At 59.0% G+C, this 24,537-nt stretch carries 14 protein-coding genes; 6 read left to right on the forward strand and 8 right to left on the reverse strand.

Annotated elements, in window-relative coordinates:
* Window positions 1-32 precede the first annotated feature (32 nt).
* On the forward strand, window positions 33-593 hold the full coding sequence (locus tag QEH54_RS13965) for an RsmD family RNA methyltransferase (RefSeq protein WP_309019309.1): 561 nt from the start codon (window positions 33-35) through the stop codon (window positions 591-593).
* Between the two features lie 338 nt (window positions 594-931).
* A complete protein-coding gene (locus QEH54_RS13970; protein WP_309019310.1) occupies window positions 932-3,007 on the forward strand; it encodes an elongation factor G in 2,076 nt (691 codons plus the stop codon).
* 42 nt (window positions 3,008-3,049) lie between these two features.
* Here QEH54_RS13970 and QEH54_RS13975 read toward each other — a convergent pair whose 3' ends face one another.
* The 7 genes from QEH54_RS13975 to QEH54_RS14005 all read right to left on the reverse strand — a co-directional run bounded on the left by QEH54_RS13975 (window position 3,050) and on the right by QEH54_RS14005 (window position 12,994).
* Window positions 3,050-3,874: an ABC transporter permease gene (locus tag QEH54_RS13975; RefSeq protein ID WP_309019311.1), complete on the reverse strand. Its 825-nt coding sequence runs from the start codon at window positions 3,872-3,874 to the stop codon at window positions 3,050-3,052.
* Entirely contained in the window at window positions 3,871-4,989 is a 1,119-nt protein-coding gene (locus QEH54_RS13980; protein ID WP_309019312.1) for an ABC transporter ATP-binding protein, read from the reverse strand. The genes QEH54_RS13975 and QEH54_RS13980 overlap by 4 nt, the downstream gene beginning before the upstream one ends.
* Before the next feature lie 10 nt (window positions 4,990-4,999).
* Window positions 5,000-6,226: a pyrophosphate--fructose-6-phosphate 1-phosphotransferase gene (locus tag QEH54_RS13985; RefSeq protein ID WP_309019313.1), complete on the reverse strand. Its 1,227-nt coding sequence runs from the start codon at window positions 6,224-6,226 to the stop codon at window positions 5,000-5,002.
* Window positions 6,227-6,403: 177 nt separating this feature from the next.
* Window positions 6,404-8,014 (reverse strand): fibronectin type III domain-containing protein, encoded by a 1,611-nt coding sequence (locus tag QEH54_RS13990; RefSeq protein ID WP_309019314.1) that lies wholly within the window; start codon window positions 8,012-8,014, stop codon window positions 6,404-6,406.
* 96 nt (window positions 8,015-8,110) lie between these two features.
* Window positions 8,111-10,993 (reverse strand): TonB-dependent receptor, encoded by a 2,883-nt coding sequence (locus QEH54_RS13995; RefSeq protein ID WP_309019315.1) that lies wholly within the window; start codon window positions 10,991-10,993, stop codon window positions 8,111-8,113.
* Window positions 10,994-11,273: 280 nt separating this feature from the next.
* Window positions 11,274-12,191, reverse strand: a complete 918-nt coding sequence (locus tag QEH54_RS14000) for a metallophosphatase (protein ID WP_309019316.1) — start codon at window positions 12,189-12,191, stop codon at window positions 11,274-11,276.
* A 17-nt stretch (window positions 12,192-12,208) separates the two neighbouring features.
* On the reverse strand, window positions 12,209-12,994 hold the full coding sequence (locus QEH54_RS14005; RefSeq protein WP_309019317.1) for a 5'-nucleotidase: 786 nt from the start codon (window positions 12,992-12,994) through the stop codon (window positions 12,209-12,211).
* A gap of 216 nt (window positions 12,995-13,210) precedes the next feature.
* On the opposite strand from QEH54_RS14005, the gene QEH54_RS14010 reads away from it, so the two are divergent.
* Entirely contained in the window at window positions 13,211-16,378 is a 3,168-nt protein-coding gene (locus QEH54_RS14010) for a response regulator (RefSeq protein WP_309019318.1), read from the forward strand.
* Window positions 16,379-16,700: 322 nt separating this feature from the next.
* On the opposite strand, the gene QEH54_RS14015 is transcribed toward QEH54_RS14010, so the two are convergent.
* Window positions 16,701-19,832, reverse strand: coding sequence for an endo-1,4-beta-xylanase (locus tag QEH54_RS14015; protein ID WP_309019319.1), 3,132 nt, complete (start codon window positions 19,830-19,832; stop codon window positions 16,701-16,703).
* A 435-nt stretch (window positions 19,833-20,267) separates the two neighbouring features.
* Between QEH54_RS14015 and QEH54_RS14020 the strand changes: the two genes are divergently transcribed.
* The 3 genes from QEH54_RS14020 (at window position 20,268) to QEH54_RS14030 (ending at window position 24,327) form a co-directional block, all read left to right on the forward strand.
* The gene (locus tag QEH54_RS14020; protein WP_309019320.1) at window positions 20,268-21,044 is read left to right on the forward strand and encodes a TrkA C-terminal domain-containing protein; all 777 of its coding nucleotides are present in this window, start codon (window positions 20,268-20,270) and stop codon (window positions 21,042-21,044) included.
* Between the two features lie 177 nt (window positions 21,045-21,221).
* The gene (bglX, locus tag QEH54_RS14025) at window positions 21,222-23,525 is read left to right on the forward strand and encodes a beta-glucosidase BglX (protein ID WP_309019321.1); all 2,304 of its coding nucleotides are present in this window, start codon (window positions 21,222-21,224) and stop codon (window positions 23,523-23,525) included.
* 160 nt (window positions 23,526-23,685) lie between these two features.
* A complete protein-coding gene (locus QEH54_RS14030; protein WP_309019322.1) occupies window positions 23,686-24,327 on the forward strand; it encodes a hypothetical protein in 642 nt (213 codons plus the stop codon).
* Window positions 24,328-24,537 lie beyond the last annotated feature (210 nt).

Consider the following 24,537-nt stretch of genomic DNA (forward strand, 5'->3'; position numbering starts at 1 on the left):
CTACGCCCTCGCCCGCTGCACAGTCTGCCCCCATGCGCATTTCCGGAGGCAAAGCTCGCGGCGTCACGCTCCGCGTCGACAAGAAGGCGGTCCATCGTCCCGCCATGGACAAGCTGCGCCAAGGCATCTTCTCCAGCATTGGACCTCTGGTGGACGGCGCCCGCGTGTGCGATCTCTTCGCCGGCACCGGCTCCTACGGTCTCGAAGCCCTCAGCCGCGGAGCAAGCCATTGCACCTTTGTGGAACTCAATCGCCGCGCCACCAGCATGATTTCCCAGAACATTTCCATCGTGGCAAAAAGCATGCAGGAAAAACTGGATACGCGCATCGTCATCGGCGACGTCACGAAATTCGCCAATCCCGACGCTCCCACCCCCTTCGATTTTATCTTCGTCGACCCGCCATACGAGGCGATGGAAAGCCTCACGCCAAAACTCTTTCCAATCTTCGACCAGCTCCTGGCGGAAGACGGGCTAGTGATTTTCGAATGCCCCGGCCGCTTCGAACCCGCCGCCCCTGGTTGGCGTCCGCGCAAGCGCCTCGGCAAAGGCCTCGACCAGCCTACCGCCTGCCTGCTCCTACGCGACAGGTAGGGAGCGACCGCCGCGTCGCTCCTCCCCCAATCTCCTCCCGCCCCCACCCAAAAAAAATACCTCCCGCTCTCAATTCTAACTTTTCGCTACAACGTTGTAGCAAAAACTAAGATGCCGCCGTCGCAGGTGGTTCGCGGGAGGTTGTCAGAATCGCTTCGCTGGCCCTGCCATCTTCGATTGACCTTCGCCCGGCTCTGCGCCATTTTTCCAATGCCCTCACCTGCGTGCGCCACCCCGAATCGCGGTCACGTCTCTTACCCCAAGAAATCCCATCAATCGAAGCGACGCAGTGACGTCGCCACCTCAACTGGACCCCTCAAGACTCGAGAAAGACGCCCATGACCTACCCCCCAGAGCATATCAGAAACTTCGCCATCGTCGGGCACCAGAGCTCCGGCAAGACCACCCTCTCCGAAGCCATGTTGGCCTGCGCCGGAGTGATCAACCGCATGGGGCTGGTGGAGGCGGGCAACACCGTCTCCGACTACCACGCCACGGAAAAGGAACGCCAGATCTCCGTGCACGCCTCCTTGCTCCACTGCGCCTGGATGAACCGCAAGTTCAACATCATCGACACCCCGGGCTACCTCGACTTCATCAGCGAGGGCCTCGGCGCCTTGCGAGTGGGAGATTTCGCCATGGTAGTGGTCAACGCCACTTCCGACCCCGAAATCGGCACCGATCAGGTCTGGGAATACGCCAACCGTTTCGGACTGCCAAAGCTCATCGTGGTCAACGGCATCGACAAGGAAAACGTGGACTTCGATCAAGTGCTCGCCGACCTGCGCAGCCATTTCGGCAAAAAGGTCTTCCCCATGACCCTGCCCATCGATACGGGCCCCGGCTGCTGTCGCATCCTCGATGTGATGCGCTCCGAAGAGGTCGACTACGCTCGCGACGGCTCGGGCACCTATACCGAAACCGCCGCCGACGGGGCTTGGAAACAGCGGGTGCGGGTGCTGCACTCCGAGCTCATCGAACTGGTAGCGGAGGCGGACGATAGCCTCCTGGAAGACTTCTTCGAACAAGGCGACCTCACCGAAGACCAACTGCGCAGCGGCGTACACGCCGCCATCCAAGCCCAGACCTTCATTCCTGTTTTCGCGACCTCGGCCCTTAAAAACGTCGGGGTCGCTCGCTTGATGGACCTCGTAGCCAAATACGGCAGCTCGCCGGTGGACCGTCGCGAAGTGCCCGCCACCGACGAAGAAGGACACAAGGGCTCCATCGCCTTGGGCGACTCGTCGCCGGCTTGCTACATCTGGAAAACCATCAGCGAACCGCACGTGGGCGAGCTCTCCTTCTGCCGCATGTACTCCGGCTCCATCCATCCGAATATGGAGCTCTACAATCCGCATCGCGACGTCACCGAAAAGATCGGCCAGATCTTCACCCTGCAAGGCCACACCCGCGAAGGGATCGATGAAATCGGACCCGGCGACATCGGAGTGATGGCCAAACTGCGCGACACCCACACCGGCAACACTCTCACCAGCCCGGATCGCAAGGTTCGATTGCCACGAGTCGACTATCCGAAGCCCAATATTCACGGCACCATGGTAGCCCTGCATCAAGGCGACGAAGATAAACTCGCCGCCGGACTCACCACCTTGCACGAAGAGGACCCGACATTTCTTTTTGGATACAACAACGAGACCAAGGAGCTCGTGGTCAGCGGCCAAGGCGAACTGCACCTCGAAGTCATCAAGTCCCGCCTCTCTCGCCGCTTCAACGTGGAGGTCGACATCGTCGAGCCGCGCATCGCCTTTCGCGAAACCATCCAGATGCCCGCGGATTCGAAGTATCGCCACAAGAAGCAAAGCGGCGGCGCCGGGCAGTTCGCCGAAGTCTGGATGCGCATCCGCCCTGGCGAACGCGACAGCGGCATCGATTTTCAACAGAGTCTGGTCGGCACAAACGTGGATCGCGTCTTCGTGCCCTCGGTGGAAAAAGGCGTCAAGGCGGCCTGCGAGGAGGGCATATACGGCGGCTACCACATCACCGACCTGGCCATCGACTTCTACGACGGCAAGATGCACAGCGTCGACTCCAAGGACATCGCCTTTCAGATCGCTGGCAAAGAAGCTTTCCGAGAGGCGTTCATGGCAGCTCGGCCTTGCTTGCTTGAGCCGTTGCTCAGTGTGGAAATCACCGTGCCGGAGCAATTTCTCGGCGACGTCATGAGCGACCTATCCGCCCGCCGCGGACACATCCATGGCATCGAAGGGGAAACCAAATACCGCACCATCAAAGCGGAAGTCCCCCAGATGGAGATGTACCGCTACGCCACCACCCTGCGCTCCCTCACCGGCGGGGTGGGTCTGCACAACGAAACGTTCTCCCGCTACGAACTGCTGCCCCCGCAACTGGAAAGCCGCGTCCTAAAAAGCGAAAAACTCGCCCACAGCCACTAAAGGTGGGACGCGGCCTCCGGACGCGTTCAGTCCTTGCTCTCTCTAGCTGCGCAAATTCTTGCCCGACCTGAGCAGCCCCCAAGCCATCGCGAACGACAAGCCCAGAAACACCCCGCTGACCGCCAAGCTGCTGGCCAGGCTTACGTCGCTGACGCCTGTCATGCCATAGCGGATACCATTGACCATGTAGAGAAACGGATTGAACAAGGCTACCTCGTGCCACGGCTCCGGCAGCAGGGTGATGGAATAGAAGACGCCCCCCAGAAAGGTAAATGGCACCACCACGAAATTGGGCACGAAGTTGACGTGCTCGAATTCCCGAGCCACCACCGCGGTTCCCAGCCCAAACAAGCTGAACGCAGCAGAGACCAGCGCCATGAATCCCACGGTCAAAACTGGATTGTACATCGTCTGGGCCCCAAACCCAGCCGCGATCGCCCAGATGATGCAGGAAGTCATCAAACCGCGCACCAGTGAGGCCGCGGTGTAGGCGGTCATGATCTGGATGTTCGACAAGGGAGACGCCAAAATGTCCACCACCGAACCGTGCACCTTGGTCAGGAAGAAGGAAAACGCGGAGTTGATAAACGAGTTGTTGATCAGCGACATCATGATCAGCCCCGGGGTGAGAAAATCCATGTACGCCACCCCACCCATCTCATCGAGCCGGCTCCCCAAGGAAAAGCCGAATACCAGAAAATAGAGCATGGTAGTGATCACCGGGCTGACCACGCTCTGGCCAGCGATCACCATAAAGCGCTTGATCTCGCGACGAAAGAGAATCCACGCATTGTACCACCCCGACGATGCCCGGGCTTCCGTAGCGGAACGCTGGATACGCTTAAGCGCCTTGTCTCGATTGATCATCGTCCAGCCTCCTTCTTGCCGTTTTTCAGCAAATCCTTGAAGATATCTTCCAAGGAGCTTCTGCCCGCTTGCACATCCACCACCAGCAAGCCGCGCGCTCGACCGAAATCCACCAGCCTGCCGACAAGGTGCTCCTCCGAACCATCGTTTTCGCTCGGTTCGTAGTCGATGCGAAACCGATGCCCGTCCTCTTGCGTGACTCGTCCGAGATTCGCTGCGAGCATCGTATCCAAAGAAACAGGACCCGAGAAGGAAACCCGCACCCAGCGACGCCCGAGCTCCGAGAGCAACTCCTCGCGCGGCTGCACGCGCAACAGTTTCCCTTGATCGATGATGCCGATGCGGTCCGCGAGCTGTTCCGCCTCTTCCAGATAGTGCGTGGTGAGCACGATGGTCACACCGTCCTCCTTGAGCTTCGAAACGTTTTCCCAGAGTTCCTCCCGCAACTCCACATCCACGCCTGCGGTAGGCTCGTCGAGAAACAGCACCGCCGGATCGTGCATCAGGGCCTTGCAAACCATCAAACGCCGTTTCATGCCGCCGGAAAGGCGACGCGTGTTGGTATCCGCTTTTTCATGCAAGGCGAAGCTGCGCAACATCTGTTCAATCTTCTTTTTATCCGGGCGCTGGCCGTAGTAGCCGGATTGGTAGAACAAGGCCTCGCGGGCTGAAAAGAAGCCGTCGAAATTCAACTCCTGCGGCACCAGACCAACCAGACGCCGCGTAATGCGAAAGTCACTACGCACGTCGTAGCCGCCTACTTCGATGCGTCCCTCGAAGTCCTGGATCAGTCCTGAGGCGCAGCCGATGGCGGTGGTTTTCCCTGCTCCATTCGGTCCCAGCAGGGCGAAGATCTCCCCTGGCTCCACCGTCAAATCGACGTCCTTCAAAGCCAGAAAGTCGCCATATCGCTTGTTCACTCCCACAAACCGCAACGCCGCGGTTGCCACACTGCTCTCCTCCATATCGACCAGCTTGCCGCTCAAGACTTCTCGATCAAGCGCGAAGCCGACCTCCCTGCGTCCGAACACGAAAAAGCCGCAGCGTTCGAAACGCCGCGGCTTGAAATTTTCTTCAGGTGGCGCGAGACGTCCTCGGCTCGCGCGTCCCACCATTCACCCGATCTTAGTGCGAAGTGTCCTGCACCTTGCCCTTGGGCTGGCCGATCTCCGCGAGCAGTTCGTTGAACCAGTCCTGGTTGGTGTCGAAAGGCTTGCCGCCGGCCACGCGATCGAATTCGCAAGCCCGTAGGATGTCGCGGTTGTTTTCGTCGTGACCGATCACGCCGCTTTCACCGTCAAACGCAGCCTCAACAGCCTTGTCGACGCAGCTCTTGATCAGGTTCAAGTCCTTGACGTTGGCCGCTGCAGCGCGCGAGTAGTAGCCGCTCTTCTGAACGAGTACCTTCTCCGCTCCGATCAGTTCCTTGAACTGCTTGGCGAAGTACTGGCCTGGGTTGATGAAGTCGAGCTGCACGTGACCGAAGGCGTCGCGGATGATTTCTTCGCCCGCCGCTTCCTTCTTGGCTACGATGTCAGCCACGCCAGCGCCCTCGGAGAGGAAGATGTTGACCGCGTCGTGCTCGTCGAGCTGCTTGCGCAAACGATCGGCTTCCGCTTCCAGGTCAATGCTGAGCTCCGGCACGTAGACCGCGTGCACGTCGTGACGCTCGCGGGAGAGGCCGATTTCCGGCACCCAGTACCGGCACTTCTGGCGCTTGTGGTACTCGTAAGCGGTGTAGGCCGCGAGCCAGCCGCAGTGGCGGCCCATCACTTCGTGGATGATCAGCATGCGCGGGCTGCTGTTGTGCTCGGCCACCACGTTTTCAAAATAGTTCGCCCCATGCTCGGCCGCGGTGTAGGCGCCCAGGGACTGCTTGATCGGGTAGACGTCGTTGTCGATAGTCTTGGGCAGACCGATGACGCGCAAGGCGTAGTCGTTCTTGGCCAAATAAGCCGCCAGGTCCGCCGCCGCAGTGTTGGTGTCGTCGCCACCGATGGTGTGGAGAACGTCCACGCCATCCTTGACCAGCTGGTCGGCTGCTACCTTCTGAGGGTCTTCGCCTTCCTTGACCAGGCCGCGCTTCACGCAGTCCTTGACGTTGGTCAGCTTGACGCGGCTGTTGCCGATGGGGCTGCCGCCAAACAGGTGCAAGTTGCCCGCATTTTTGCGCACTTCCGGGGTCACTTCGTAGCTCAAGCCTTTCAGCAGCCCGTAGTAGCCGTTCTTGTAGCAGATAATCTCCACGTCCGGATCGATTTCCGTGTAACGCTGGATCAAACCACCAATTGCGGAGGAGAGACAAGGGGCTAAGCCGCCTGCCGTGAGGATGCCTACTTTCTTCACTTTCATAGTTCGAAAATTTCAGAGGGACGGCATTGCTAGAGCGCTTTCCGAAGAAATACAAGAAAGCAGGAGCAGGAATTCGCTTGTTGGCGAGTCGCAAAACGGCGGGTCAGCGCCCCGCCCTACAAACATCCTGTAGGTCGCCGCGCCGAGGCGACACCCCATCGCGCCGACCGATTCGACCTACTCCTCCCTGCGATTCTCCGCTGGCAAGAGCTCGATCAATTCGTTCGGCCGTCCCGCCCGTTTCTTCAAGGTGAAGGCGTCGTACAGCCGCCCGGTCGCGGTGAAGGCCTTGTATTCCAACTCGTCGCCCGCGATCGAAATCACCTGATACAGCTGCGCGTCCTCCGCTACCCGCTTGGCGAAATCTCCCTTGGTGATGTCGTACATTTTGGGCCCGCTCACCGATACCACATACACCGTGCCAATCTCCGGGTCGTAGGCCTGCTGGTAGCCGCTGGGGATGTTCGCGAAATCCGCCGTGTCACGAATATCGCCGGTGCGGGCGTAGGTATGGTCATGACCGTTGAGCACAAGATCCACTTTGAACTCGTCGAAAACCGGCTTCCACAGCTCGCGCAGCTCCTTGTTGTCGCGATCGCTGGCTGGGGAAAAGATTGGGTGGTGAAAGGTCAGCACCGTCCAGCGATTCGTGTTATCCTCCAAGACCTTGCGCAGCCAAGGAACCTGCTCCTCTCGGCTGCGGTTGGAATCGAGCGAGATGAAACGCGTCCCTTGATAATCGATGTAATAACAAGTCTCCTCCGTGCCGCCCGGACCCCCTTGCAGAGGAAAGGAAAACTGAGGCCGCCAGTGCGTGCTCACTGTCGGAATACCGCGATTTTGCAGGCGATCGCGCAAGGGTTGCTTGTCGACCTCCGTGCCGAGCAGGTCCTCCTCCAAGTAACCCGTCAGCTCCTCGACGCCCTCACCCACCAAGATGATCTCGTCATCGTCATTGACCTCCAGATACGCGCTGCGCCCATCGGCACTTCGAGCCGTCACCTTGTAGAGCTCCTTCCCATCGTCGGACTTGGTTTCTACGATCTCCACATCCAGATCCAGCGCCGCGCCATCCTTGGCGTTCCAGAAACGCTCGTTGGCCGGGCCTTGGTTGGCTCGAAAGTACTCATGATTTCCAGGGGTCGCGATCACGGGAATGGTGCCATTCACCCAGCCTGGAGCTCCATGCCATTCGCCCCATTCCGCGTCCAGCTCGTCGCGGTTGATCAAGTCCCCCGCATGCAGCGAAAACGCCGCTCGCGGAGCCTCGCTAAACGCCTCGCGAAACACGCGCGACCAGTGCGTCTTCACCTCGTTTTGAGCATCGCCGAAGTAGATGAAGGTAAACGGCTCCGCCGTGGCGCTGGCGGTGCGAAAGTGGAAGTACTCGCTCCAGTTCTCCCCATCGCCCACCCGATAGGCGTAGAGCGTATCCGGCTCCAGACTACGAAACGTCACCGAGTGGTAGTGGGCCTCGTTGATATCGCTCTTGAAAAATTCGGTGGTCGCTTTGAAGCGATCCGGCTTCAGAGCCCGCCCGTTGGCATTGGCGATGGCGATCTCCGCCACCGCTTGCTTGACCGACGTATCCGTGCGCCACGTGACCGCCTGGGTGGTGGCAGGATCATCGTTCCAGGTAAGCACCACCCGCTCCGGGATCGGCGTAGGCGCATGTTCGAGCTCGACGGCAAACTTCGCCGGATGCCAATGGTCACCGGATTCGTGGGCCAGCAAAGCAAACGGCGTCGCCAGCAGCAGAAGTAAAAGGGATTTTCGTAAGTGTTTCATCGATACAAAACTAAAATTCGTTTCAAAGCAAAAAAGAGAGGCGCTCGCACGCGCCTCTCGTGTTTTAGAAATTTCGATCCTTCTTCAGCCGAGGTCTTAGAACTCGAACTCCGCTCCGAAGGTAAACTTGCGTCCAGCGAAGCTGGCATCTTCCACGAACTGGGCATAGCCTTGGTAGGAGATCTGAGGACGATCCGTCAGGTTGGTCGCGGTGGCGAAGAGTCGCACGCCTTCGTTAACCTGATAGGATACTTCCGCGTCCACCCGCTCCTCGGCAGCGTAGAACTCGTCGCTCTCGATATCGTCTCCAAGACCCTCGATATAGTCGTCGCGGAAGCGATAGTCGATGCGGGCGCTGAGGTTCCCAAGGTTATAGTCCAAGGTCGCGGTATAGAGCAGCTCCGAAAAGCCTTCCAGCGGTAGTTCGCGGCCGTCAGTACGATTTGGATACTCGGCATCGCTCTCGGTGAAGGTGGTGCTCAGAGCGACCCCAAAACCGCGCAGGGCGCCGGGCAGGAAGTAGAGCTGCTGGCGAGCGATCAGCTCGATGCCATAGTTGGTGGCTCCCGCTCCGTTGACCGGACGCTCGTATTCCAGATCGCCGCCGTCGGCTGGGATGGGGATGCCGTTTTCGTCCAGCTCGTCGAAGTCGTAAACCTGCGTGTAGGTGAAGTTTTTGATATCCTTGTAGAAGACGCCGATGGAGTAGAGGCCGCCGCGCTCGGTGTAGTACTCGATCTGGGCGTCGAGGTTGTCGGACTCCGCCGGGATCAGATTCGGGTTGCCGTCTTCGATGTTGCCATCGTCATCCACCCAACGGCCACGCGACAATTCGCTTAAGCGGGGGCGGGCGTAGCTCTTGTTGTAGCTCTCGCGGAGAATGAGGTTCTCGCTGAGCGCGTGACGGAAGTGAATGCCGGGGAGCCAAAAAGAGTGCGAGTTGCCACTCTGCACCGGTGTCACAGTCGCCACGTCGTCCAGGTAGCTGACGATCTTGTTGGTATTGTCCCACTTGTTTTCTTCGAAGCGAACGCCTGCAATGATGGTGTGGATTCCGGTCTCGTAGGTGCCCATCACGTAAGCGGCGCTTACGGTTTCCTCCGCGTCGTAGTCTTCCACGTTGCTATCCTCTAGGGAATCGTCCTCCACAAACTCGAAGAGCTCCGGATTCGTATTCAACATATCGAGACCGATCTGCGGCTGCACGTTGTAGTACTTTTCCTTGAGAAAAATGACTTCGTCGGTCGGCACGATGACGTCCGCATATGGAAAATCTTCGTCCATCTCGTAGAGGTCCACCGTCATATCGCGGAACTGCGAGCTCTTGCGGTATTTGGCTCCAGTCTTGAAGGTGAAGCTGCCACTTTCGCCAGCGAATTTTCGCTCCCAATCGATGCGGGCGCTGTGAACCTTCTCTTCCTTCACGCCCCAGATGTCCTCCAGTTCGCCTTCGGTCATCTGGCTCAGATCGGTGGAATCGACTCCATTGACCACGTTCACTGCGATATCGCCACGGGCGTCGACAATATCGTATTCGAAAATAAACCACGGATCTTCCGGCTCCATGAGCATGTTAAGCTCGCTGTCGTCGTTGATCTTCGCCTTGTTTCGCGAGAAATAGACATCGTAGGTCAAAAGGTTCGACTCCAACTCGTGTCGTCCGCCCATGGATACGGAGTACAGGTCGTTATCTTGATCATCCAAAGTTCCAATCCAGCCGCGAGAGGCTTCGCTGTCTTCCGAACCACGGCCGTAGGTCGGAGTCAGAGCAGCGTAGGTCTTGCTTCCGTCAGCGTCGTTGTCGAACTCGGTGTCGATATCGATATCGGTCTCATACTTCACGCCGCTGCGCTCGTACTGGCTGATCATAGGGCGGAAGTAGAAGGAGTTGCGTTCGTCCGTGCGGAAGTCGATCGAGCCGCTCAGCGTCTGCGTGGTGGTGGTGCGGGTGTCGTGCTCAAAGTGAGTCGACTCCATGAACCAAACCGGCGTATCGTAAGCGTCGAGCCCCAGCTCGGGATTGGTTTCCGGAGTGACTTGCACCCAGTCCTGGTCCGCATTGCGAGAGTAGCGGTCCGTCTCGTAGCTGCTGACAGTGAAGGCGATGCCGAGGTTCTTCTCGCCGCCGCCCATGCTCAAGAGGTCGGAGTAGGAAAAGGTGGCTGCGTGCCCCCAGTTGTCCGGCTCTTCGTTAAGCACTCCTGCGACCTTAAGCTTCATCTTTTGCCCATCACGTTCGAAGGCGCTGCGTGTCACCAAGTTTATGATACCGCCAATGGCGTCGCCATCTTGGTCAGGCGTCGGAGCCTTGATCACTTCGATGTTGGTCACGCCATCGGCTGCCATCTGGCGCGGGTTGTAGCTGTTGCTGCCGCCCGAGGACGGAACGCGGTTTCCGTCCATCTGCACCGAGTTGAACTCGCCCGCGATGCCGCGGATGTTGATGCTGCCTTGAGAACCGTCCTGCGACTCGTCCACGCTGATGCCGGGCAAGCGCTGCAGAGCCTGCCCGATATTGCCATCGAGCACCGCCCCGAAGTTCTCTTCCGAAACCACATTCACGATGCCGGCGGCGGTCTTCTGCTGGTTGATGGCTCGGGCCTGACCCGACATGAAGCCGCGCACCGTGACCGACTCGAGCTCGACCACCCGCGATTCCAAATACACGTCGATCTCCTTCGCAGCTCCCGAGGGGATCGCTACCTGCTCAGTGTATGAGACCAGTCCCACGTAGTCCACTTTCACCTGCTGCGTTCCAGCAGGCACTTCAGAGATGGTGAAACGACCCAAGGCATCGGTGTAGTCCTTCAGACTGGTTCCAGGGACGGAGACGATCGCTCCCTGTAAGGAACGTCCGCTATCCGCTTCTCTGACCTGACCGGTCAAGGTGCCGGAGTTCGATTGGGCATTTGCCGCAAAAGCTATGCTGAAAGCTAACAATCCGAAAAAGGCCTTTCGGAAACGTGTTACCAGTCGCATCGCCTTGAGAGAGATTCTCTGAGTGTAGTTTGATATAGATTCAAGGTCCATGACACCCTGAACAACTCTCCCAGCGCACCCGCCGGTCAATCGTCAATCGCTAGAGCGGAATCAATTTTGCGTGCCCGTAACCTGCATCGTCAAACCGACACAAACGACACACGATCGAAAGACAAGTATCAACATTTTACCTACACTGATCTTACGGAATCCACTGAAGTGACCCGACCCGCAAAGACCCTTATTCAATAGAGGCCAGCAGACTAGCCAAAGTCAATGCTCACCCCATCGCACTCCTCACCCACTGCGGCTGCTGACGCATCGCGAGGACATCTCCACGCCCCAACTCCACATCGATCCGTCCCAAGCGCATGCCGGCCCAGCCTTGCTGGGTGATGCGCGTCACGCCGCCGCCCTTGCGCGGGAGCTCCACTAGCTCATCAAGGAAGGTGTGCGAATGCCCGCCTAAGATGAGGTCAACTCCCTCGACTTCAGCAGGAAAACGGTCGTCGCGCATCTCCTCGCCTTCGTAACGGGTATTGTAGCCCATGTGCGAGAGGCAAACGATCACGTTGCAGCCACGAGCCTTCAGCTCGCTCACGCACCGCCGGGCCGACTCCACCGGATCGAGATAGACTACTCCCTCATGGTTGGCCGGGCTCACCATGCCCTCTAGCTGGCAAAGGAGTCCAAAAATCCCTACCCGAAACGGACCGATCTCTTTGATGGTCCATGGCTTGATCAGAGGGGCCAGCTCCTTGGCACCGCTCCAGTCGAGATTGCTGGAAACCCACTGGAATGCGGCGTTGGGCATAGTTTTCTCCAGTCCTTCGATCCCGTTATCGAACTCGTGATTTCCCACCGTAGCGACCTCATACCCCATACGATTCATGGCCTCGATCTCCACCTCGCCTCCGTAGAGATTGTAGTAGGGCGTGCCCTGAAACATGTCACCGCTGTCGACGAGCAAGGTGTATTCCTCGCGCTCGCGTATCCGGTCGATCAATACCTTCCGTCGAGCCACACCACCGAGCCCCTGATTTCGGCCACCGTCCAAGGGGAAAGGATCGATGCGCGAGTGCGTGTCGTTGGTCTGCAGGATTGTGAGCGTCGGCCTTGGTTGCGACACCTTGCCCAGCGCTCCCGATAGCGCTGTCAGTCCCAATCCCGCTGTCCCAATAAAACGTCTACGATTCATCTTGTAACGCTCCTTCCCTATTCGACGAAAAACACACGCCCTTCTCCGGCATCCCGAATCTCGATGCCATTCCTAGTCAGCTGCGAGAGGTGCAGCACGATGGCATCGCGTTGTACCAAGTTTGTCGATACGTCTTTCTCAATGATCCACTCCGGTTTGAAAAGTCTATCCCAGGTCGATACCAGATAGTCGATGCTGACCATGCGATACGTCTTCCTGGGATCGATTAGCTCCCCATTTATCCGCGCCTCCACAACCTCTTGATCGCTGTTGATCGCCACGCGTATTCCCGAAACGGCGACACCGCCGCTGCCCGCGATCTGCCGGGCCAGCTCTTCCACCAGCTCGCCCTTCACTTCCAAATAGGTCAGGTAGTTTTCGAAGGGCGACAGCTCCATGATCAAACCCATGGTAAGCGGCCCTTCGGGCAAATCGCGCCGCAGGCCACCGAAGTTCGTCACCGCCAGGTCCACCGGCGCCTCGAACTCCGTCTCGCCGACGAACCTCAAGGAATCCGCCACCAGATTCGAAAGCCCGCATTCCGGTCGGGTGCGCGTGAGCGGCTCCGCCGCTACCCCGATCACCTCCGCAGCGAAGGCTTCCACGCCTTCGCGAAAGGGACGCAAATAATCCGCCATCTCCGCGTCAGCCGGCAAATCCGACGAAACCGGGAGGGCCTCGAAAATGACCTCCGATCCTTGCGTCGTGTCGGCGGCCGACGCCGACGTAAGCGCCGCGGCCCACCCCAGCAGGGCCCCTACCCAGATTCCTCTTCCTCGCATCATCATTCCAAAGGATAGCATCCTGCCTGCCATCCGCCCCCAGGCAAGCCCTCCGAGCGCCTATCGAGCCACAAAACCGCGCCAAGTCGGCGTGAAAGCAGCCCGCGCCATCCCCTCGCCGAGCCGAACCGCCACCCCGACTCACTCCTCTTGCGTAAAAAGCCCTCAAAAACAGCTACTCGCCTCGCCAATCGTTCCAACCGGGCCACCTTGGCGTCGACGAGACGATCGAGCAAGATGGCTTCGAACACCAAAAACCACAATCAGACTGCGCCGGCTGCGTCGGGCGCTTCCACCGCCAGGCGCCTTCAAAGCTGGCAGTGGGCCTACTACGGCATCGCCGCATTCAGCTCCCTCTCCATCGCTCTCGGGCTGTTCTTCAGCCACATCCTGGTCTCCCGCAGCCATCGCATCTTGGCCCAGGAAACCTACTGGATGCAGACGACCGATCAGCTCACCACCCTATCGGATCACATACTGCAAGGGAACCAGCCGGGCAACGACGCCTTCGAGAGCCTCGATCCAGTGCTCGAGCGCCACCGCAAAGGCCTCTCCTACGCCCGCTATCGGAATACGATCGCGCGGCTGCGAGCCCATTTGCACGACAGCTCGCCTGATCCCGAGTTTTCGAACCGCATCCTGCAGGCGCTCGAGCAACTCGACGGGCATCTCCGCGTGCACGACGCCCAGGCTCAGGCCATCTTCGACTCCCTCTCCATGGCCGATTTCACCGCCGCAAATTCCCTCATGCCCTCTATGGACCGACAGGCGGCCAACGCCAGCTCGCTGGTTTCAAGCCTCATCCACTCGATCAGCGACCACCAGCTCGAAACCTACCGAGAAGTCGATTCGCAAACGACGCGCTTCACCCGCTTTCAGGCCATCCTCGGACTGGCCATTATCCTGATCATCGCCTTCGCCGTGGTACTGGGCAGGCGACTGTTCAAGCACTTGCGGCGCGCTACCGTCGACGCGGAACGCCACCGGGCCACCGCCGAAAGCGCTCTCACCGAACTCGAATACCAGACACATGCCCTGGACCAGCATTCCATCGTCGCCATCACCGATACCGCCGGCCGCATCCAGTACGTCAACGACAAGTTCTGCCAGATTTCCCAGTACGGTCGGGACGAGCTGATCGGGCAGGACCACCGCATCCTCAATTCAGGACACCACGCCAAATCGTTCTTCACGGAGATGTACCGAACCATCGCCCAAGGCGAGGTGTGGCAGGGCGAAATCCGAAATCGAGCCAAGGACGGAAGCTGCTACTGGGTCGACACCACCATAGCTCCCTTTCGAAACGAGAGAGGCAGGATCGATCGCTACGTCGCCATTCGCTCCGACATCACCGAGCGCAAGAAATCCCAAGCGAATCTGATCGCCGCCTTGCAGGCCGCAAACGAAGCCAAGGAGGCCGCCGAAGTTGCCAACAAGGCGAAAAGCGAGTTCGTCGCCACCATGTCCCACGAAATCCGAACTCCCATGAACGGTGTGATCGGCTTCGCCAACCTGCTGCTCGACTTGCAGCTGCCCAAACAGGCCCACCAATGGGCCCGCTCCATCCTGCAGTCCGGTCAAGCCTTGCTCACCATCATAAACGACATTCTTGACTTCTCAAAAATCGAAGCCCGCAAGCTCGACATCGAGACCATGCCCTTCGACCTCAGAACCGTGGCCGAGGAAGCCGCTGAGCTGCTCAGCAACCAAGCGAACGAAAAGAATCTGGAACTCGTCCTGCGCTTCGATCCAGACCTCCCTCGAGGATTCCTGGCGGACCCAGGGCGCGTCAGGCAAGTCATCCTGAATCTGGCGAACAACGCCATCAAGTTCACCGAAAAAGGGCACGTCTTCATCGAAATATCGCCCGATCCCCAGTACCCAAAGGCCTACGCTCGTATCTCGATCTCGGATACAGGAATCGGAATCCCTCCTGAAGTACAAGACAAGCTCTTCACCAAATTCACCCAAGCCGACAGCTCCACCTCTCGAAAGTTTGGCGGCACCGGACTGGGACTCGCCATTTGCAAGCTGCTGTGCGAGCTGATGGGCGGCCAGATCGGCGTCGCCAGCCAGGAGGGCGAAGGCTCGACATTCTGGTTCACCCTGCCTTTTCCAGAAAACGAAGTGGACCTCCCACACCCTCGGCAGCTGCCAGACATCTCGGGTAAACGCTCCCTCATCGTCGACGACCTTCCCCTGAATCGCCAGGTACTCCATGAGCAGTGCGGAAAATGGGGCTTGCTCTGCGACACCGCGGAAAACGCCAAGCAGGCCCTCGAAATGATGGCCTCCGCCAACCAGCAGCAACGCCCCTACGACATCGCGTTGCTCGACCATTGCATGCCCGATATGGATGGGCTCACGCTCGGACAGAGTATCCGTAACGACCCTAGCGCTAGCAACACCGCGCTGATCTTGATATCCTCGGGCGCCGATCCGACTGAACAGGCGAAATCCCTTTCCGTCGGCTTCAATGCCTACTTCATGAAGCCAGTGACCAAACCCGATTCGCTACGCCTCGCCATCGCAAAGGCCTGCGGACTGGTCTGCTCCTCATCGCCCCTTCCCGAGCCGCTCGCTTCCTCCTCCGAAGCTCCCATCCTGCCACCCGTCGGGTCATACCACATCCTTATCGTCGACGACACCAGCGTGAATCAAACGCTGCTACGCACCATGCTGGAGCAAAAGTTCAACTACCGTGTGGATGTCGCCGCCAACGGAAAGGAAGCCGTCGATCAGTATCTTTTATTCAACTACGACGCCATCTTCATGGACTGCATGATGCCTGTGATGGACGGTTTCGAAGCCACTCGAAAGATCAGAACGCTCGAAGCGCGCCGAGAGAAAGAGCGCGTTCCCATCATCGCCCTCACCGCCAACGCCATCATTGGAGACGACATCAAATGCTACCAGGCAGGCATGGACGACTACCTGAGCAAGCCCATCGACCCTCCGAAACTGATCGCCGCCCTCAAACGCTGGCTTAGCGAAACCGCCCACCATTCCGATTCGCCGGACCAGCAGAAGGATGAGGCGCCAAAGTCGAGCCCGCCCTACTTCGATCAGACCCGTATCAACACTATCTTCGGACACAGCCCGGAACTCATCCCGGAAATGCTTGGCATCTTCGCGGAATGCCTCAAGTCGCTGGAAAAACAGGCACAAAGCTACCAAGACCTCAACCAGCTTCGCCACATCTCCCACACCATCAAGGGCAGCGCCGCGGAGTGCGGAGCCGACGCCCTCAGCGAAGTCGCCACCCGTCTCGAAAACGCCTGTATCCAGAAAAACCATTCAGGAGTTAAGGAACTTGAGAAGGAATTGCTTGAAACCATGAGCCGCACTCTCGACTGCATCCAAAACGCCCTTACCAGCTTCAGCCAAGACAGCTCGTCGCTCTGATCCATCCACCCAGCGACGCAACTCGTTTTTGCAACGTTACAAATAAGAGTTGCATCCCCGCGACGTCCACCCCTCAAAAAGCAAGCCAGGGTCAGGGGGTACCAAAGCCCCGCAAGGCTACCCTATTCGCCCTGCCGGTCTTCCATTTCGGACAGGGCGATCAGAAGGATCGTTCGAGGCAGCCGTCGCGCGTCGTTCCTCGTATCGACATTTCTCTTACGCCTCGAAATGAATTCTACCCACTCCGGTGTCGTCCAAATAAAAAGCCCGCGCCAATGGCACGGGCTCGCAAAAGGGAATAAAAAAGAGCGTCGACTTCCTACTAAAACAACGACCGACCGAGCAGCTTGAGAGCCCCGAATTGCGAGGCGTCTTGATACGCTTGACCGCTAACGTCGTTCCACGTGGCGACGCTAGTGCGAATGCCATCGCCCGCGCCATCGTCGTTCACCTGAATGTCGAAACCGACAAACGAATCCGCATCGCCCAGGTCGATACGGGCTTCCACCACGTATCCACCATCCACTACACGCGTGGCGGACTCGATACGATCCGCGCTAGCCGCGCCGCCGAAGCTCACCTCGTTGTCGAAGTTGATTCGGTATTGGGCGTCGTCGCCGTCGTAGGAGGTGGTTTGGGCGTTGTTCTCGTCGATGAAGATCTCGATCGAATCCTGCTCCCAAGGGTTGGGGCTCGCTTTGCTGAGCACGGGATCGCTCACCAGCGCGTAGAGATAGAGCGAACCGCGATCGTACATGAGGCGGACTTCAGCCGTAGCGCCGGAATCGCCTGAGACGAAGGTTTGCGTCTCGAAAGGCGACGCGTGGCGCCAGCGTTTGTCCATATACCCATCGATCGTCGCCCGACCGGGCAGAACGATTTCGATGTTCTTCTCATCCATCATGGTCAAGGTGCCGGCGTTTTCGTCGCTCTCGTCCTGACCATGGCGAATGTCGCTCCAAGATGCTTGTTTCGCCGAAGCGGCATCCGTCACGCGCACATCGAATTTCACCTGATCATCGACTTGGAGTTCGATGCCAAGCGGTATCGATGCTTCAAGCCGATAGCCAGTCCAGGTTGGCGTGATCATCGCGTTGGCTCCGGCCGGACGTTGACGTCCGTATTTGTCGAATCGATACGTCATGCCTTCCACGAAGACTTCGACGCTGTCACCGTAGCGAAGCCGATCGTCAACCTCCACTTGCAAGTAGAGGGTATCGCCTTCCCAGAGCGCCTTGAAGGACGCCCAGCTGTCTTCTTCGCCTTCCGACACCAAGGCCGTTTCAGCGATGGCTTTCCAGCGGATCTCTTCCATGGCGTTGATCCGTGGGCTGCCTTTTGTCACCGAGAGCGACTTGGGCGTAAGCGGCAAGACTGACGGATCTACGATTCCCCAATAAGCCCACTTCGCTTGCAGGTCTTCGTCGAACAGCAGCGGTTTGTCGTCACGGGTGATCGGGAAGGTCTTCAGCCAAGTATTGTCATCAGCCATGCCCCATAGCGTGATCGTACTAATGATGTCACTCAGTTCTCGATACAGCTCGAAGATGTCGCGATAGCGATAGCCTTGCTCGATCAAGGTTTCCTGAGAAACCGGACTGGTGTCGGTGCTGTTGGTGTAGGCGCTGATGTCCAGCTCGGTTACCTGATTGTCCAGTCCCATCTCCGCAAACGTCTCAAGGGTCTGGCGAATGAGATCCAGAGGCGGATACTCCACGTTCATATGCATCTGGTGGCCCACGCCATCGACTGGCACGCCACGATCCAGAAGCCCTTGCACGACGGCTTTCAGGGCGTCGCGTTTAGCGGGATTGGTGGTGCTATAGTCGTTGATGTAGAGGCCAGCTCCGGTGCCGACTTCATCGGCGAACTGGAAGGCGAGGTCGATAAACTCCGGTCCAACAATCTCCAACCACGGCGAAATGCGCAGGCCGCCAGGCTGATTAGAGTCGATCACTTCGTTTACCACGTCCCAATCGGTGACCACGTCCGCATAGCGTTCCATGACCGCTGTGATGTGCGTGCGCATGCGCTCGATCACCAGGGCCCGGTCATCCGGATCCCCTGGTGTAAGTGGATTTCCACTACTGTCTTCGAACACCCAATCCGGGACCTGCGAATGCCAGACCAAAGTATGGCCGCGCAGCAACAGCCCATTGTCGCGAGCGAAGTCCGCTATCGTATCCGCCGGGCCCCAGTTGAAGTTGCCCTCGGTAGGTTGCAGGCTGCTCCACTTCATTGCGTTGTCCGCCGTCACACTAGCAAAGTGCTTGAGAAGAAGTTCGGCGTGCTGACCTACAGTTTCCCCTGGGTTGATTGCGGCCCCGATGGGGAAGCTATCCGCCCAAACGTCCTTCACCGATGGGATGTCCGTCTGGATCGGAATCGGAGGCAGGTACATCAGCAGGAACTCGTCGATGTAGAAGGATACGGTGGCGCTATTCGCTTCGACGTAGAGCTGCATGGACTCGGCATCGCGGCTGAAGGTGTATTCAGTTATCAAATTCACCCATGCGTCGGAGGTGACTTGAGTATCGCCGATCACCGTGCTGTAGGATGTCTGGCCATCGAAGGTCGATTGCAGACTGAGCCTGAGATTGGCGGGATCCTGCCCGGGAAGCAGTTTCACCCACAGCGAAATCAGGTACTTGTCTCCCTTGTGCATCTTGCACATGGTGTCGATCGACGCCCCGTTCCACGTTGCGGTGCGCCCCGTCACTTCCAGGCTGTAGTCGCCATCGTAACTGTCGGTGGAGACAACTGTGGTTGAAACGGACCCTCCGCGCGGAAACCAGCCATCGGTGCCACCCAGCTCGAAGTCAGACATCAAACCAGACTGATCGTGTGGTGTGGGACAGAACTCGTTTGGCGCCTGCCCTTCGATCAGAAAGTCGTCCATGTAGTAGGAGATCCCAGTCGTCGCGCCTTCGAGATAGATCTGGATTTGGGTCGTGGCGGTGCCGGAATAGCTGTAGCTGCCCTGCAACTGAACCCACGCCGAATCAGTCACCGTCACCGGCGCGTTCACTTGAGTGAAGTTCGCGGTACTTCCTTCGTTTCGCTGCACTGTGAACTTCAGGTCAGCAGGCGCCTGTCCGGCCGCCATCTTGACCCAAGCGGAAATCTGATAGGTCTCGTCGGGCAGCAACAGACTCGTCACGTCGCGCGACGGTCCGTTCCAGGTAGCAGTGCTGCCGGAGGTGAGCAGACTATTCGTTCCAGTGTACGCGTCCGCGGTGGTGTTGACGACAGTCACAGTGCCGCGCGGGCCCCAGCCTTGGGTGCTGCCATCTTCGAAACCGTTGCTCGTCACCTGAGCGCTGGCTCCCGCTGCGATCAGCGAAGATGCTAGGAGAAGAGACGCCAGACGCGTTCTTGGTTTAGATAGAAAAAGCCGCCCGAGGCGACCGAGTAAGGTGGGGCTCTGCCTATTGCAGAGTCCGCGAATTTTCATCAATGAATAATTGATTATCATGTAGTTGCGAATTGTTGCTTCCCTAGCAGCCCTCCGGACAGAATCGCGTTTCGCATGCGATGCGGACCAGAGAGGCGGCGACTCGCCGCTCGCGGCGAGAAACGTGGTGGGATCGTTCAGGGGGTTGGTGTTCAATACGAAAACAAGCCGAAGGCCTTTCAGGGTAAATTGCGCGCTCCGACTCGGTTGAGGCCGACCCATCGAAATCCGGGACCACAAGGGGCTGGCCCGATTCGATCGATCGGGCACTAGCAAACGAGCCCCCACAACCGCCCTCAAGCGCGAACGTCTCTTCGCATGCCCTCTTCTCGCTGCGCGTCTAAATCAACGCTAAATCAGGGCTCTTCCCCCGTCCTCCGTGCTCTCTTCCAAGGCCGCGAACGGCGCAGATTCTGCAGCCGAACGAAGGCGCACATGGCTTCCATCGTCACCCTAACCCTCGTCATCGGCTTTTCCATGCTGGTCACGAAAATCGCCACCATCGCCCTCGTGCACACCGGCATGTCCAAGGACCGAGCCCAATTCCAAGCTCGCAGCGCCTTCAGCGGAGCGGGTTTCACCACCTCCGAATCCGAAGTGGTGGTAAAACATCCGGTGCGACGCCGCATCATCACCCTGCTCATCCTATTCGGAAACGCCGGGCTGGTCACCGCGGTCTCCTCGCTCATCCTTGGCTTCGTCGGGCCGGACACCGCCGCGGGACAGATCCGGCACGTCATTTTCCTCTTCGGCTGCATCAGCGCTCTCTTCCTCGCCGCTCGCTCCCAACGCCTCGACCGCATCCTCTCCCAGATCATCAGCAAGCTGCTCGACCGCTACGCCAACATCCGCAGCCATAGCCTCTCGAAAATCATGAGCCTGATGGGCGACTTCGAAGTCTCCGAAGTCCATTTGAAAAACGCTACCTGGCTGGCCGGAAAAAAGCTCTCCGACCTCGAGCTCCCAGAAGAAGGCCTGGTCATTCTCGGCATCGTAAAACCCGACGGCTCCTACATCGGCGTGCCGCGCGGCCGCTACACCCTCGAGCCTGAGGACGAAATCATCGTCTACGGAAAAGCGGACAAGATTAAGGAAATCAGCGAGCGCCCGGACCGCCCCTCCGCCGAGCGCGAACACGCCCAAAAGGTCGCAACCCACAAAGAAGAACTTCGCCAGCAGGACAAAAAGCTTTCCGCCCATAGCAAACCCTAGCGCCCGACTCCGTTCGCGCACTCCCTTATTCCAGCGAGCGCTGTTGCATCGACTCGTCGGACCATTAGAAGAATCCTTGCGACTAGCGGCTGGGACACGCCCCCGGCAAGACGCCAGCTCCCCGCCCTTGCCACGCGCCTCATCACCCGTTTTCCATCGCTTCACCAGACCCGCACTATGACGGCAATTCATTCGCTCAAAACCACTCGCCTCCTGCTCGCACTTCTCGTGGCGGGTCTGACCCAGCTATCGCTCCCCACGGCAGCCGACGCCGCCCCCGAAAGCCGCATCGACGAGCTGCTGCAGAAAATGACCCTTCGGGAAAAGATCGGCCAGCTCAACCTCTCCAGCGCCGGGGATATCACCACTGGACAAGCCACCAATTCCGTCACCGAAACGCGCATCATCGACGGCGAAATCGGCGGGCTCTTCAACATCAGCCAGCCGGACAAGATCCGCGAAGCCCAGCGACTGGCGGTCGAGGAAAGCGCCCACGGCATTCCCCTGCTCTTCGGCATGGACGTCATCCACGGCTACAAAACCGTCTTCCCCATCCCGCTGGCCTTGGCTTCGACATGGGACATGCAGCTGATCGAAGAAAGCTCCCGCATCGCCGCCCGCGAAGCCAGCGCCGAAGGCATCTGCTGGACTTTTTCCCCTATGGTGGACATCTCCCGCGACCCGCGCTGGGGACGCGTGGCGGAAGGCGTGGGCGAAGATCCCTTTCTGGGTTCGCGCATCGCGGAGGCCATGGTGCGTGGCTACCAGGGCCAGGACCTCTCCCAGCCGCATACACTGCTGGCTTGCGTGAAACATTTCGCCCTCTACGGGGCCTCGGAGGCTGGACGCGACTACAACACCACCGACATGAGCCGCCTCAAGATGTACAACGACTACCTGCCTCCCTACAAGGCCGCCATCGACGCCGGGGCGGGCAGCGTGATGACTTCTTTCAACGACATCGACGGCATCCCCGCTAGCGCCAATCGCTGGCTGCTCACCGATCTCCTCCGTAAGCAATGGGGCTTCGACGGCTTCGTGGTCACCGACTACACCACCATTCTGGAAATGATCGCCCACGGCCTCGGCGACCTGGAAACCGTCTCCAGCCTCGCCCTCAAAGCGGGCGTCGACATGGACATGGTGAGCGAAGGCTTCACCCAAACCCTCGAAAACGCCGTGGCGTCGGGCGACGTCACCGAGCAGCAGATCGACCAAGCCTGCCGTCGCATCCTGGAAGCAAAATTCGAGCTGGGGCTCTTCGATGCGCCCTACCAATACCTCGACCGCCAACGAGCAGAGAAGGAGGTTTTCTCGGAAAAACATCGCCAGACCGCCCGCCAGATCGCCGCCCAGAGCATGGTTCTCCTGAAAAACCAGAACCAGCTGCTCCCCCTCGAGAAAACCGGCACCATCGCCGTCATCGGCCCCCTGGCCGACAACAAAGCCAACATGCCCGGCACCTGGAGCGTGGCCGCGAATCTCGATCGCGCCGTTTCCATCGTTGAGGGCTTGCGGCAAGCCGTCGACGACCAAGCGAAGATCCTCTACGCCAAAGGGGCCAACATCTACGCCGATCCGCTGCTGGAGTCCCGAGTCAGCATCTTCGGCAAAGACACCGGCCGCGACCCGCGTTCCGAAGAGGAGCTGATCGCCGAAGCCCTTCGCATCGCCGAATCGGCCGACGTCATCGTGGCGGTCCTGGGCGAGTCCGCGGAGATGAGCGGCGAAAGCGCCAGCCGGTCCGACATCGACCTCCCCGCGACCCAGCGAAAGCTCCTGCAAGCCCTGCTGGAAACCGGCAAGCCCGTCGCCTTGACCCTGCTCGCCGGGCGTCCCCTCACCCTCGAATGGGAAGACCAGCGCGTTCCCGCCATTCTCAACGCCTGGTTCCCCGGCAGCGAAGCAGGCCACGCGGTGGCCGACGTGCTGTTCGGCGACGTGAACCCCTCCGGAAAACTGCCTTCCACCTGGCCGCGAAACGTCGGCCAGATCCCGGTCTACTACAACCACAAGTCCACCGGCCGCCCGCAGCCCCCCGATAGCGAGCACGTAAAGTTCCGCACCAACTACCTCGACGTCAGCAACCGCCCGCTCTACCCCTTCGGGTACGGCCTCAGCTACACCACCTTCGAATACTCCGACCTCCGCCTGAGCAGCGACCAGCTCGGCCCCGGCGACACCCTCACCGTCTCGGTCGAGCTCGCCAACACCGGCCAGCGCCCCGGAGCGGAAGTCGTCCAACTCTACCTTCGCGACCTAGCCGCCAGCATCACCCGTCCGGTGAAAGAGCTCAAAGGCTTCAAGAAAATCTCCCTCAAACCCGGCCAGCGAAAGACCGTCTCCTTCACCCTCTCCGAAGACGACCTGAAGTTCTACAACAGCCAGCTCGAACACGTCACCGAGCCCGGCGAGCACCACGTCTTCGTCGGCGGCAACTCCGTCGACCTCCTCTCCGCCCCCTTCGAACTCGTCGACTAAAGCGCCTCTAGTCAGCTCGAAGATCGCCACCGAGCTCCATCGAACGAGCGAGGGTCGCAAGTCCTCGCGGATGCCCCTTTCGTCCCTTCGACAATGGCTTCTCAATAACCTCGACAGAGAAGCGCGAATGGGACACTTTTCGTAGGTTTCAATACCTAACATGAAATACCTCCGAAATTTCCTCATCGTTTTCCCCCTTCTCGCCCTTCTCGCTGGTTGCGCCACCATCTACGAAACCACCGATTTCGACTACTACCAAGCAAGCCACGAAACCGTAGCGATCCTTCCTTTTACCGTCACCATCACGCTCAAGAAGCTGCCCGAGGGCATGACCGAGGCCGACGTGCGGGCCCAGGAGCAAGACGAAGCCTTCCTGTTCCAGAAACAGCTCTACACCCGCTTCATGAAGGAATACGGCAAAGGAAAGTACACCGTCGGCTTCCAAGACGCCGAGGACACCAACATCCTGCTCAAACGAGCCGGCATCGAATACAGCGACCTTAGAGACTACACCAAAGCCGAAATCGCATCCATTCTGGGCGTCGACTCCGTCATTTCCGGAACGATCTCGCGCTCCAAGCCTATGAGCACCGGAGCCGCCGTCTTTTCGGCCGTGCTGATCGGCTACTCGGCCACCAATGACGTGAATATCAATATGAACGTGCACGAAGGCCGCGACGGAAAACTCCTTTGGAGCTACGACCATCAGGTCACCGGAGGACTCGGCTCCTCCGCCGAGGGTATGGCCAAGGCCCTCATGACCGGCATCGCCAAGAAATTCCCCTACAACCTCAAGGATTGATCCGCCCCTTCCTCCTCTTCCCCGAACGCCTCGCTCTCCCAGAGCGAGGCGTTTCCATTTTTTGGCCCACCGCCCCAACCCGCCCCACACACCCACGGCTGAGCAACTCTTCTTCGCAACGTGGCGGATTAACACAGCTAAGGAATAAATCTCGAGCTGGCGCGGAAAGCCGGCCTGCCGCAGCATCGCTATCGACCAAGACAACGATGA

The organism is Pelagicoccus sp. SDUM812003 (genome assembly GCF_031127815.1).
GTDB lineage: Bacteria > Verrucomicrobiota > Verrucomicrobiia > Opitutales > Opitutaceae > Pelagicoccus.